The following is a 10,682-nucleotide window of genomic DNA, read 5'->3' on the forward strand; positions in this document are numbered from 1 at the left end:
TCGGCTTGGGTCCCCGCTTTCGCGGGGATGAGCGGAGAAATTGCAACTCAGTTGACCTTCGGCGGCGTCGCCGTCGGCGGGCTGGAGAAGTCCACGGTCGGGGCGCTCTGGGCGGCGGCCGTGGCCTGGAACAGCTGGGCCGGCTTCTGGCCGCTGTAGACGGTCTTGGCCCACAGGATGCTGGGGAAGGTGCGCAGGGTCGTGTTGTACTTCTGGGCGGCCTCGTTGTAGTCGCGCCGCGCGATGGCGATGCGGTTCTCGGTGCCTTCCAGCTGGCTCTGCAGGCTGAGGAAGTTCTGGTTCGACTTCAGGTCCGGATACTGCTCCTGGATGACCATCAGACGGCCCAGCACGCCGGACAGCTGGTCCTGGGCGGCGGCGAACTTCTGGAACTGGACCGGGTCGGTGATGGTCGAGGCGTCCACCTTGACCTGGGTGGCGCTGGCGCGGGCCTGGGTGACGGCCGTCAGCACGTCCTTTTCCTGCGCGGCGTAGCCCTTCACCGTCGCCACCAGGTTCGGCACCAGGTCGGCCCGGCGCTGATACTGGTTCTGCACCTCGGCCCAGGCGGCCTTGGTGGCCTCGTCCTGGGTGGGGATGGTGTTGATCCCGCAGCCGGCGAGGGTGGCCGGAACGGCGACGACCAGCGCGACCCGCGCGGCGTTACGGACGAGACGGTTCATTCAATCCTCCAGGGGCCCGTCGGTCGACGGGCGGTCGCTCGAAAGCCAAACGGGCAAGACCAAACGCGCAAGTACGACGCGCGGACATGACTGCCCGCGTACCGCCGTTAGATAGCGCGTCCTTTGACCTGCGTCAGGATGCGCGGAATTAAACCTTGTCCATTTCCAAGAAGGTCTTCTTGCGCGGGCCGACATAGCCGAACAGCCAGGCGGCGACCTTGCGCATCTGGATCTCCTCGCTGCCCTCGGTGATCCGGTAGCGGCGGTGGTGGCGATAGATGTGCTCGAACGGCTTGTGGCGCGAATAGCCGACGCCGCCGTGGATCTGCATGGCCCGGTCGGCGGCCTCGCAGCACAGGCGGTTGGCCCAGTAGTTACACATCGACACCTTGTCCGAGAGACGCTTCTCCACCTCGACCTTGGTCATCCGATCCATGTCCCAGGCGGTCTTGCGGATCAGCAGGCGCAGCATCTCGACCTGGGTGGAGAGCTCGACGATCGGGAACTGGATCGCCTGGTTCTCGGCCAGGGCCTTGCCGAACGGCTTGCGGGCGCGCGCGTACTTGATGCTCTCCTCGATGCAGTAGGCCGCCGCGCCCAGGCTGGAGGCCGCCTGGCGGATGCGGTTCTCGTGCACGAAGTGCTGAGCCAGGGCCAGGCCGCCGCCTTCGGGCCCGAACATGGCGCTGTCCGGGACCCAGACGTCGGTGAAGCTGACGCGCGGATGGTCGGTCGGCATGTTGAAGGTCCAGAGGTACTCCTCGATCTTCACGCCGGGCGCGTGGGCCGGGACCAGGAAGGCGGTGATGCCCCTGGCGTCGCCATCCTCGCCGGACGTGCGGGCGAACAGGCAGCAGTGCGTGGCCGCGTGCATGCCGGTGGTCCACATCTTCTCGCCGTCGATACGCCAGCCGGCCTGGCCATGGCGCTCCTCGCGCACGGCCTGGGTCTCCATGTGGGTGGCGTCGGAGCCATGGTCGGGCTCGGTCAGGCCGAAGGTCGGGCGGAAGGCGCCGCGATCCAGCATGTCGCCGATCAGGGATTGCTGGTCGGGCCGGCCGAAGTCGCGGATCATCAGCACGAACGGATTATTGCCGACGATCGAGTGCTCGTTCTGCAGGTCGTTGAACAGGCCCAGGCCCTTGGCGGCCAGATGCTCGCGGATCACCGCCATGCCCAGGTTGGTGCCGCCCTGACCGCCATACTCCTTCGGCAGGGCGTAGCGATAATGTCCGGCCTGGTCGGCCAGCTTGCGGGCCTTGGCCAGCAGCTCCTCCCAGTCGTGTCGGGGCAGGCCGCCGGCGTCCCAGTCGGTCCGGGCCCATTCCCGGCGATGGTCGAAGAAGCGGTCATTGTCGTCGCGCGCCTGCAGCGGCGCGATCTCCTTCGCGATGAAGGCGTCCAGCTCCGCCAGATAGGCGGTCAGCTCCGGCGGCAATTGGAAGTCCATGGCAAAGCCTCCCTGCGCACATCTTTATGATTATGGCGGCAGACTAAGCGCGGCGGCGGGCGGCGGCCAATCGTGCCCTTGCGGAACGAGGTTCGCCGAGTGGCGCGGGGCGCAAACGAGTGAGAGCTCTTGCTTTATAGGTTCTGGCCGTTTTCGGACGGATCTCGTCGGCTTCTTCTAGAAATCCCCGTTTTCCGAAAAATTGGCGCGCGGACGAAATTCGGCTTGCGCAATTTCTGATCACTGTTATCTAAGCGATGCTTAGTTCGGATCCGAAGCACCGGTGGGGATACCGGTGTTCCCATTTCCCCGGATCCGGGCGGCCAGTACGCGTTCCCCCACCCGATCACCGATCTGTCCGCAACTCCCCGAACACTGGAGGGCTTTCTGATGAAGCTCCGCACCCTGGCGGCTGTCGCCGCCGTATCCGTCTCCATGCTCGCCGGCCCCCTCGCGGGCAGCGCCTTGGCCGATGGCCGCATCGCCGCCGCGCTCGACGCGCCGGTCGCCGCCAAGACCAAGGTCGTCGCCGGCGGCGCCGTCTTCGTCTGCGAAGGCGCCGAGTGCGTCTCGACCCAGGCGCCGTCCCGCGCCCTGACCGCCATGGCCTGCAAGGCCCTGGCCAAGGAAGTCGGCCGCGTCTCGGCTTTCGGCGGCGAGACCAAGTCTCTCGACGCCGACGATCTGACCCGTTGCAACGTCTCGGCCAAGGGCGCGTCCGCCCTGGCTTCGGCTAAGTAGAAACACGTAACCGCCTTCTACCAGTAACCAGGCGCTTAGGGATCGTCGTTTCTCCGATCCCGTCTGGCTGTTTCCTCGAGCATTCGCCTTATGAGGCGGCGGATTCGTCCGCCGCCTCTTTTCTTTTCCGGACGGAGCATTAGTTGACGCCCATGGACACGAGCCTCTCCGCCCAGCTGGAAACCGTTCTGCGCAAGGCCGCGGGCGAGGACGCGGCCCTGGCGTCGCTGACCGTGGACTTCGCGGCGAGCGCGGAAGCGGGCGAGCTGCAGCCCAAGGCGTGGGTCGAGCGGGCCACCCGCAGCCTCGTCTTCGCCCAGGGCGAACTGCGTTGCCCTAACGGCGCCTTGGCCGCCTCGGCCTCGGCTGTGTTCCGCCGCGCCGGGGGCTGATCGCCCAGACAGTGCGACCCCTTGGTTGCGACTGCGAAAAGCCCGTGTTATCAGGCGCGCGGCTTCGGACGGGGCGGCGCGGCAGCGCCGACCGTCCATGTGCTTTTTTCAAGCGCGCTCAAGCCTTTAAGCCGTGACGAGAGCTAAACTTCTTGTCGGCGGCGATTGCAACGCACCGGGCGGATACCAAGTGGCGGACGAAACCAAGGCGACGGATGCGGGTCAGCGTTACGCGCAGTCCCTGTTCGAATTGACGATCGAGAGCGGCTCCCTGACCAAGGTCGAGGCCGATCTGAAGAGCCTGAAGGCGATGGTGGCCGACAGCGCCGACCTGCGCCGCCTGATCGAATCGCCGGCCTTCTCCGCCGAGGACAAGGGCAAGGGTTTGGTGGCGGTAGCCGTTAAGGCCCGCTTCGACATGCTGACCACGAAGTTCCTGGGCCTGGTGGCCTCGAACGGCCGCACCGGCGACCTGCTGGGCGCCATCTCGGCCTTCATCGAACTGTCGGCCAAGCACCGCGGCGTCGTCACCGCCGAGGTCGTCTCGGCCGCCCCGCTGTCGGCCGCCCAACTGAAGGGCGTCCAGACCGCCCTGGCCCAGGCCCTGGGCAAGACCCCTGAAGTTTCCACGCGCGTGGATCCCGCCCTCCTGGGTGGTTTGAAGGTGCGCGTCGGTTCGCGTCTTTTCGATGCTTCGCTCCGTTCGAAGCTCGATTCCCTGAAATTCGCCCTGAAGCGCGCCTGAGCGTATAAGCGCGCCTAAAAAGAACAGATCGCAGAGAGCCCTGAAGACCATGGACATCCGCGCCGCCGAAATCTCGGCCATCCTCAAGTCGCAGATCGCCAACTTCGGCGAGGAAGCCGCCGTTTCGGACGTCGGCCAGGTGCTGTCCGTCGGTGACGGCATCGCCCGCATCTACGGCCTGGACAACGTCCAAGCCGGCGAGATGCTGGAATTCCCGAAGGCGGGCGTGAAGGGCATGGCTCTGAACCTCGAGCGCGACAATGTCGGCGCCGTGATCTTCGGCCAGGACCAGGAAATCAAGGAAGGCGACGAAGTCCGTCGCCTCGGCGAGATCGTGGACGTGCCGGTCGGCCGTGGCCTGCTCGGCCGCGTGGTCAACCCGCTGGGCGAGCCGATCGATGGCAAGGGCCCGATCCAGTACACCGAGCGTCGCCGCGTCGACGTCAAGGCTCCGGGCATCATCCCGCGCAAGTCGGTGCACGAACCCGTGCAGACCGGCCTGAAGTCGATCGACACCCTGATCCCGGTCGGCCGCGGCCAGCGCGAGCTGATCATCGGTGACCGTCAGACCGGCAAGACCGCCGTCGCCATCGACACCATCCTGAACCAGAAGGCCGTGAACGCCGGCAAGGACGAGAGCGCCAAGCTCTACTGCGTCTACGTCGCCATCGGCCAGAAGCGCTCGACCGTCGCCCAGATCGTCAAGACCCTGGAAGAGCACGGCGCGCTGGAATACACGATCGTCGTCGTCGCCTCGGCCTCGGAGCCGGCCCCGCTGCAATACCTGGCCCCGTTCTCGGGCTGCGCCATGGGCGAGTGGTTCCGCGACAACGGCCTGCACGGCCTGATCATCTATGACGACCTTTCCAAGCAGGCCGTCGCCTACCGGCAGATGTCGCTGCTGCTGCGCCGCCCGCCGGGCCGCGAAGCCTATCCGGGCGACGTGTTCTACCTGCACTCCCGCCTGCTGGAACGCGCCGCCAAGCTGAACGAAGACAATGGTTCGGGCTCGCTGACCGCTCTGCCGATCATCGAAACCCAGGCCAACGACGTGTCGGCCTACATCCCGACCAACGTGATCTCGATCACCGACGGCCAGATCTTCCTGGAAACCGACCTGTTCTACCAAGGCATCCGCCCGGCCGTGAACGTCGGCATCTCGGTGTCGCGCGTCGGCTCGTCGGCCCAGATCAAGGCCATGAAGCAAGTGGCCGGCCCGATTAAGGGCGAACTGGCCCAGTATCGTGAAATGGCCGCCTTCGCGAAGTTCGGCTCGGACCTGGACGCCTCGACCCAGAAGATGCTGGCCCGCGGCGAACGCCTGACCGAGCTGCTGAAGCAACCGCAATACGCCCCGCAGGCGGTGGAAGAGCAGGTCTGCGTGATCTACGCCGGTACCCGCGGCTACCTGGACAAGATCCCGACCTCGGCGGTTCGCCGGTTCGAGACCGAGTTCCTGGCCCGCCTGCACAGCCAGCACAAGGATCTGCTGGACGGCATCCGCGCCAAGAAGGCCCTCGACAAGGATCTGGAGAACACGCTGAAGAGCGCGCTCGACAGCTTCTCGGCGACCTTCGCTTAAGCCCCCTCGGAACCGCTCGGAGAGAGTAGCGCCGAATGGCCAGCTTGAAGGAAATGCGCAATCGGATCTCGAGCGTCAAGGCGACGCAAAAGATCACGAAAGCGATGCAGATGGTGGCGGCGGCCAAGCTGCGCCGGAGCCAGGACGCGGCGGAATCCGCCCGTCCCTACGCCCGGCGTCTGGCCAGCGTCATCGCCAACCTCGCCGCCGGCGTGTCCGGGGACGGCGCGCCGAAGCTCCTGGCCGGCACGGGCCGCGACGACCGCCACCTGGTCGTCGTCGCCGCCGCCGACCGGGGCCTGGCGGGTGGCTTCACCTCGTCGATCGTCCGCGCCGCGCGGACCCACATCGATGGGCTGATCGCCCAGGGTAAGACGGTGCAGGTGATCTGTGTCGGCAAGAAGGTGACGGCGCAGCTCGCCCGTCCCTACGCCGGCAAGATCGTCGAGACCTTCGACCTGTCGGCCTACCGCCAGCTGACGCTGTCGGTGGCCCAGCCGATCGCCGACGCCGTCACGCGTCTGTACGAGGCCGGCGAGACCGACGTGGTCACGCTGTTCTACAGCCGCTTCAAGTCGGTGGTGCAGCAGATCCCGACGGGCCTGCAGCTGATCCCCGCCACGGTCGAGGGCGTCGAAACCCCGACGGGCCCGGCGGCGGTCTACGAGTACGAGCCTTCGGAAGAGGCCATCCTCGAGACCCTGCTGCCGCGCAACCTGACGGTTCAGATCCTGTCGGCCCTGCTGGACAACATGGCCGGCTTCTACGCCAGCCAGATGACCGCCATGGACAACGCCACGCGCAACGCCGGCGACATGATCAAGCGCTACACCCTCGAGTACAATCGTTCCCGCCAGGCCCAGATCACCAAGGAGCTGATCGAGATCATCTCCGGCGCCGAAGCCGTCTGATCACAAGCCTAACGACACAAGCACGCAGAGACCGAAAGACCGCACGCCATGGCCAAGACCCCCGCTGAAAAGCCGGCGACCGCCGCCGCCAAGAAGCCCGCCGCCCCCAAGGCCGCGGCGGCTCCGAAGGCCGCTGTCGCCAAGGCTCCGGCCGCCGCCGCTTCGAAGGCTCCGGCCGCGAAGAAGCCGGCCGCGCCGAAGGCCGCCGCCGCTCCGGCTAACGCCGCCGTGAACCTGGACGGCGCCACCGGCCGCCTGGTGCAGATCATCGGCGCCGTCGTCGACATCGAGTTCGACGGCGCCCTGCCGGCGATCCTGAACGCGGTCGAGACCGTCAACACCGCCACCGGCCAGCGCCTGGTGTTCGAAGTCGCCCAGCACCTGGGCCAGAACACCGTCCGCGCCATCGCCATGGACGCCACCGAGGGTCTCGTGCGCGGCCAGCCGGTCAAGGACACCGGCGCCCCGATCCGCGTGCCGGTCGGTCCGGGCACCCTGGGCCGCATCATGAACGTCATCGGCGAGCCGATCGACGAACAGGGCCCGATCCGTTCGGACATCACCCGCACGATCCACCGCGACGCCCCGACCTTCGCCGAACAGACCAACACCGCTGAAGTGCTGGTCACGGGCATCAAGGTCATCGACCTGATGTGCCCCTACACCAAGGGCGGCAAGATCGGCCTGTTCGGCGGCGCCGGCGTCGGCAAGACCGTGACGATGCAGGAACTGATCAACAACATCGCCAAGGCTTACGGCGGTTACTCGGTTCTGGCCGGCGTGGGCGAACGCACCCGCGAAGGCAACGACCTGTATCACGAGATGATCGAGTCGAACGTCAACGTCGACCCGAAGGCCAACAACGGCTCGACCGAAGGCTCGCGCTGCGCCCTGGTCTACGGCCAGATGAACGAACCCCCGGGCGCCCGCGCCCGCGTCGCCCTGACCGGCCTGTCGATCGCGGAATACTTCCGTGACGAAGAAGGCAAGGACGTGCTGCTGTTCGTCGACAACATCTTCCGCTTCACCCAAGCCGGCGCCGAAGTGTCGGCTCTGCTGGGCCGCATCCCCTCGGCCGTGGGCTATCAACCCACCCTGGCCACCGAGATGGGCAACCTGCAGGAGCGCATCACCTCGACGAACAAGGGCTCGATCACCTCGGTCCAGGCCATCTACGTCCCCGCCGACGACTTGACCGACCCCGCGCCGGCCACCTCGTTCGCCCACTTGGACGCCACCACCGTTCTGTCGCGCGACATCGCCGCCCAGGCCATCTTCCCGGCCGTCGACCCGCTGGACTCGACCTCGCGGATCATGGACCCGCTGGTCATCGGCGAGGAGCACTACACGGTCGCCCGTCGCGTCCAGGAAGTCCTGCAGCAGTACAAGGCTCTGAAGGACATCATCGCCATCCTGGGCATGGACGAGCTGTCGGAAGAGGACAAGCTGGTCGTCTCGCGCGCCCGCAAGATCTCGCGCTTCCTGAGCCAGCCGTTCCACGTCGCCGAGCAGTTCACCAACACGCCGGGCGCCTTCGTCCAGCTGAAGGACACGATCCGCTCGTTCAAGGGCATCGTGGACGGCGAGTACGACCACCTGCCGGAAGGCGCCTTCTACATGGTTGGCCCGATCGAGGAAGCCGTGGCCAAGGCCGAAAAGATGGCGGCGGAAGCCTGATGACCGAAGATACGGACCTGGCTGGTTTCTGCTGCGAAGAGCTGGCGGAGGCGGTGTCTCCGGACCCGACGGCCAGCCTCATCGAGCATGACAGCGGCCTGATCCTGCTGAATCTCGGCGAGCGGGAAGAAGACGGCGAAACCGGCCTGGTGCTGGCGACGATCCGCTTCTGCCCGTTCTGCGGGACCGAGATCCAGACCGACGAGGATATCGAGGCCGCCCTCGGCGGCGTCGAGGAGACTTTCAACTGATGGCCAAGCTGCACTTTTCCCTGGTCGCCCCCGAGCGCGAACTGTTCTCCGGCGACGTGGACATGGTCCAGGCCCCGGGGTCGGAAGGCGATTTCGGCGTCCTGGCCAACCACGCTCCGTTCATGACCACCCTGCGCGAAGGCAAGGTGACCGTGAAGGACGGCGCGACGACCAAGGTGTTCGATATCCAGGGCGGCTTCGCCGATGTCGGCCCTGACGGCCTGACGATCCTGGCCGAGCACGCCGTCGAAGCGGCCTGATTTTCGGCTCCTTTCGCGGAGCTTCGAAGCGCCCCTGGTCCCCCGGACCAGGGGCGTTTTGCTGATGAACTCTCCGGAACGGCAAAAAATTACACTTGTGACCCAATCTCCGCCTCAATCGGTAGCCATAAGGGTTGCGAGGGATCGCTTGTCGGCTTTAATGCCGACCTCTCGTCTTGTTGGGGATAACCAGCCTATGCGCCTTGCGCTCGTCAGCCTGATCGCACCTGTCCTCGTGGGCGCGGTCGCTTCCACCGCCGTCGCCCAGGAGCAAACCACCGCGCCGGCTCCGGCCGCCGCGCCCGCCCAGGCTCCCGCCGCCGCTCCGGCTCCGGCCGATCAAACCGCGCCGGCCGCTCCGGCCACGACGCCGGCTGACCAAGCCGCGCCGCCCGTCGGCGCCGCTCCGGCTGGCCAGGCCCCGGCCGAAACCTACACCGCGCCGGTCCGTGGCCCGAAGACCACCGATCCGATGGCGCTGAAGCTGCTGGACGTGCTGGACAAGGTCTGCAAGCCGCAGGTCGCCGGCGGCGATTTCGCCCAGCTGGTCAAGGACTACGGCTTCAAGAAGAAGAAGGAGCAGTGGGTCCTCGACCTCGGCAAGCCCTTCAACATCACGCTCGACAACCCGGGCTCGAACAAGAACATCTGCACCGTCACCATCGACTACGCCCAGACGCCTGAGCAGGCTCAGGAACTGGCCAACGGCCTCCACGACTGGGCGACGTGGGAGAACAGCCCGCAGCTGCGCCTGATCCGCAACGACCAGACGGTCGGCAGCGACTTCCGCCGCTTCACCGTGTCGTGGGACGACGCCTGGGCCGGCGGTCACGCGGGTCTGGTCTATGTGCGCCTGAAGAAGCTAGACGAGACCTCGGTCGGCAAGAACTTCGAGCGCGCTCAGATCCTGTACAGCACCAGCGGCCGCTAATCCGGTTGCTCCGGCTTTTGGCCGGACCTATCTAACGAAGGCGCGGGGACGACCCCGCGCCTTTTGTTTTGGCGGCTTCGCCGTCGCCGGGGACGACCCCGCCTTTTGGAAGAAAGGGCTCGTCTTGGCCTGGGTCATTCTGTTCGTCGCCGGACTGTTCGAGATCGGCTGGGCCGTGGGCCTTAAGTTCACCGAAGGCTTCACCAAGCCGATCCCGATCGTCCTGACCGCGATCAGCCTCGTGCTGTCCATGGGTCTGCTGGGCTGGTCGGTGAAGACCCTGCCGCTGGGCACGGCCTACGCCGTCTGGACCGGCGTGGGCGCGGTCGGCACGGCCGTGGTCGGCATCGTGCTATTCAAGGAGCCGGCGACCGTCGCGCGGCTGGTGTGCCTGGGCCTGATCGTGGCCGGCATCCTGGGACTGAAGGTGTTCAGCCCGGCGGCGTGAGGCGCTAGGCCGCAGCGCGCCCCTCGGCGGCGATGAAGTCGAGGCAGCGCTCGGCCACCGCCTCCCATCCGGGCTCCCCAGGCAACCAGTGGCTCATGTCCGCGAACACCTCGACCGCGCCGCCCAGGCGGGCGGCGGTCTGGCGCACCGTGGCTGGGGGATGGATCACGTCCTTGCCGCCGGCCATGGCCAGCACCGGGCAGCCCGGCGCGGCGACGCTGGTGGTCATGAACGGGTCCAGCCACCAGTTGAGGGTTTCCCAAAGCGCCCGGCCGCTTTCGGGCGTCATGCGCGCGAAGATGGCCTTGCGCTCTGCGCGCGCCAGGCGATCGACGCTATAGCGCCGCACCACGCCGTAGTCGGGCGCCACCGCCTGCATCCAGTAGGGCCCCAGCGCATAGAGGCTCACGGCCGAGACCGCCTCCTCGAGGCTGGCGCCGGCCACGCCCCATGGAGGGGAGGGCGCCAGCAGGATCAGCTTGGAAATCTTGGCCCGCGACGCCGCCATCTGGGCGACCAGGCCGCCCATCGAATGTCCGATCAGGATCGGGGGCGTCTCGCAGCGCTCGGCGAGGCGGGCGATCTGGCGGGCGTAGTCCGCCATGGACACG

13 protein-coding genes are annotated in these 10,682 nt (G+C 66.9%); 10 read left to right on the forward strand and 3 right to left on the reverse strand.

Translation table 11 applies throughout. The annotated features are described in order from the left end of the window. Nucleotides 1-47: 47 nt before the first annotated feature. Nucleotides 48-683, reverse strand: a complete 636-nt coding sequence (locus VJ655_RS08710) for a LemA family protein (protein ID WP_324110674.1) — start codon at nt 681-683, stop codon at nt 48-50. Between the two features lie 148 nt (nt 684-831). Further along, nucleotides 832-2,133, reverse strand: a complete 1,302-nt coding sequence (locus VJ655_RS08715; RefSeq protein WP_324110675.1) for an acyl-CoA dehydrogenase family protein — start codon at nt 2,131-2,133, stop codon at nt 832-834. 390 nt (nt 2,134-2,523) lie between these two features. Between VJ655_RS08715 and VJ655_RS08720 the strand changes: the two genes are divergently transcribed. From VJ655_RS08720 to sugE, 10 genes are all read left to right on the forward strand, one after another. Next, entirely contained in the window at nt 2,524-2,874 is a 351-nt protein-coding gene (locus VJ655_RS08720; protein ID WP_324110676.1) for a CC_3452 family protein, read from the forward strand. Between the two features lie 152 nt (nt 2,875-3,026). Continuing rightward, nucleotides 3,027-3,266 (forward strand): acyl-CoA thioesterase domain-containing protein, encoded by a 240-nt coding sequence (locus VJ655_RS08725; protein WP_324110677.1) that lies wholly within the window; start codon nt 3,027-3,029, stop codon nt 3,264-3,266. Nucleotides 3,267-3,456: 190 nt separating this feature from the next. Further along, nucleotides 3,457-4,011 (forward strand): F0F1 ATP synthase subunit delta, encoded by a 555-nt coding sequence (locus tag VJ655_RS08730; protein ID WP_324110678.1) that lies wholly within the window; start codon nt 3,457-3,459, stop codon nt 4,009-4,011. Between the two features lie 49 nt (nt 4,012-4,060). After that, nucleotides 4,061-5,593 carry a F0F1 ATP synthase subunit alpha gene (atpA, locus tag VJ655_RS08735; protein ID WP_324110679.1) on the forward strand — a complete coding sequence of 511 codons (1,533 nt, stop codon included), beginning with the start codon at nt 4,061-4,063 and terminating at the stop codon, nt 5,591-5,593. 35 nt (nt 5,594-5,628) lie between these two features. Continuing rightward, the gene (locus tag VJ655_RS08740; RefSeq protein WP_324110680.1) at nt 5,629-6,504 is read left to right on the forward strand and encodes a F0F1 ATP synthase subunit gamma; all 876 of its coding nucleotides are present in this window, start codon (nt 5,629-5,631) and stop codon (nt 6,502-6,504) included. 48 nt (nt 6,505-6,552) lie between these two features. Next, the gene (gene atpD, locus VJ655_RS08745) at nt 6,553-8,181 is read left to right on the forward strand and encodes a F0F1 ATP synthase subunit beta (RefSeq protein WP_324110681.1); all 1,629 of its coding nucleotides are present in this window, start codon (nt 6,553-6,555) and stop codon (nt 8,179-8,181) included. Next, a complete protein-coding gene (locus tag VJ655_RS08750) occupies nt 8,181-8,432 on the forward strand; it encodes a hypothetical protein (RefSeq protein ID WP_324110682.1) in 252 nt (83 codons plus the stop codon). Before atpD ends, VJ655_RS08750 begins: the two co-directional genes overlap by 1 nt. Further along, nucleotides 8,432-8,692, forward strand: coding sequence for an ATP synthase F1 subunit epsilon (locus VJ655_RS08755; RefSeq protein WP_324110683.1), 261 nt, complete (start codon nt 8,432-8,434; stop codon nt 8,690-8,692). The genes VJ655_RS08750 and VJ655_RS08755 overlap by 1 nt, the downstream gene beginning before the upstream one ends. A gap of 160 nt (nt 8,693-8,852) precedes the next feature. Further along, a complete protein-coding gene (locus VJ655_RS08760) occupies nt 8,853-9,623 on the forward strand; it encodes a hypothetical protein (protein WP_324110684.1) in 771 nt (256 codons plus the stop codon). Nucleotides 9,624-9,747: 124 nt separating this feature from the next. Further along, complete coding sequence (sugE, locus tag VJ655_RS08765; protein WP_324110685.1) at nt 9,748-10,071, forward strand: quaternary ammonium compound efflux SMR transporter SugE; 324 nt, start codon at nt 9,748-9,750, stop codon at nt 10,069-10,071. A gap of 4 nt (nt 10,072-10,075) precedes the next feature. Here the strand turns inward: sugE and VJ655_RS08770 are convergent. Then, nucleotides 10,076-10,682, reverse strand: a 607-nt coding sequence (locus VJ655_RS08770; protein ID WP_324110686.1) for an alpha/beta hydrolase, incomplete at its 5' end; no start/stop codon positions are given.

This window comes from Caulobacter sp. (assembly GCF_035254145.1).
GTDB lineage: Bacteria > Pseudomonadota > Alphaproteobacteria > Caulobacterales > Caulobacteraceae > Caulobacter.

Bases quoted from the DNA above. Each gene is read 5' to 3' on its own strand.
- VJ655_RS08725 (WP_324110677.1), top strand. From the start codon at position 3,027: ATGGACACGAGCCTCTCCGCCCAGCTGGAAACCGTTCTGCGCAAGGCC.
- VJ655_RS08710 (WP_324110674.1), bottom strand. From the start codon at position 683: ATGAACCGTCTCGTCCGTAACGCCGCGCGGGTCGCGCTGGTCGTCGCC.
- VJ655_RS08760 (WP_324110684.1), top strand. From the start codon at position 8,853: ATGCCGACCTCTCGTCTTGTTGGGGATAACCAGCCTATGCGCCTTGCG.
- VJ655_RS08720 (WP_324110676.1), top strand. From the start codon at position 2,524: ATGAAGCTCCGCACCCTGGCGGCTGTCGCCGCCGTATCCGTCTCCATG.
- VJ655_RS08750 (WP_324110682.1), top strand. From the start codon at position 8,181: ATGACCGAAGATACGGACCTGGCTGGTTTCTGCTGCGAAGAGCTGGCG.
- atpD (WP_324110681.1), top strand. From the start codon at position 6,553: ATGGCCAAGACCCCCGCTGAAAAGCCGGCGACCGCCGCCGCCAAGAAG.
- VJ655_RS08740 (WP_324110680.1), top strand. From the start codon at position 5,629: ATGGCCAGCTTGAAGGAAATGCGCAATCGGATCTCGAGCGTCAAGGCG.
- VJ655_RS08715 (WP_324110675.1), bottom strand. From the start codon at position 2,133: ATGGACTTCCAATTGCCGCCGGAGCTGACCGCCTATCTGGCGGAGCTG.
- atpA (WP_324110679.1), top strand. From the start codon at position 4,061: ATGGACATCCGCGCCGCCGAAATCTCGGCCATCCTCAAGTCGCAGATC.
- VJ655_RS08755 (WP_324110683.1), top strand. From the start codon at position 8,432: ATGGCCAAGCTGCACTTTTCCCTGGTCGCCCCCGAGCGCGAACTGTTC.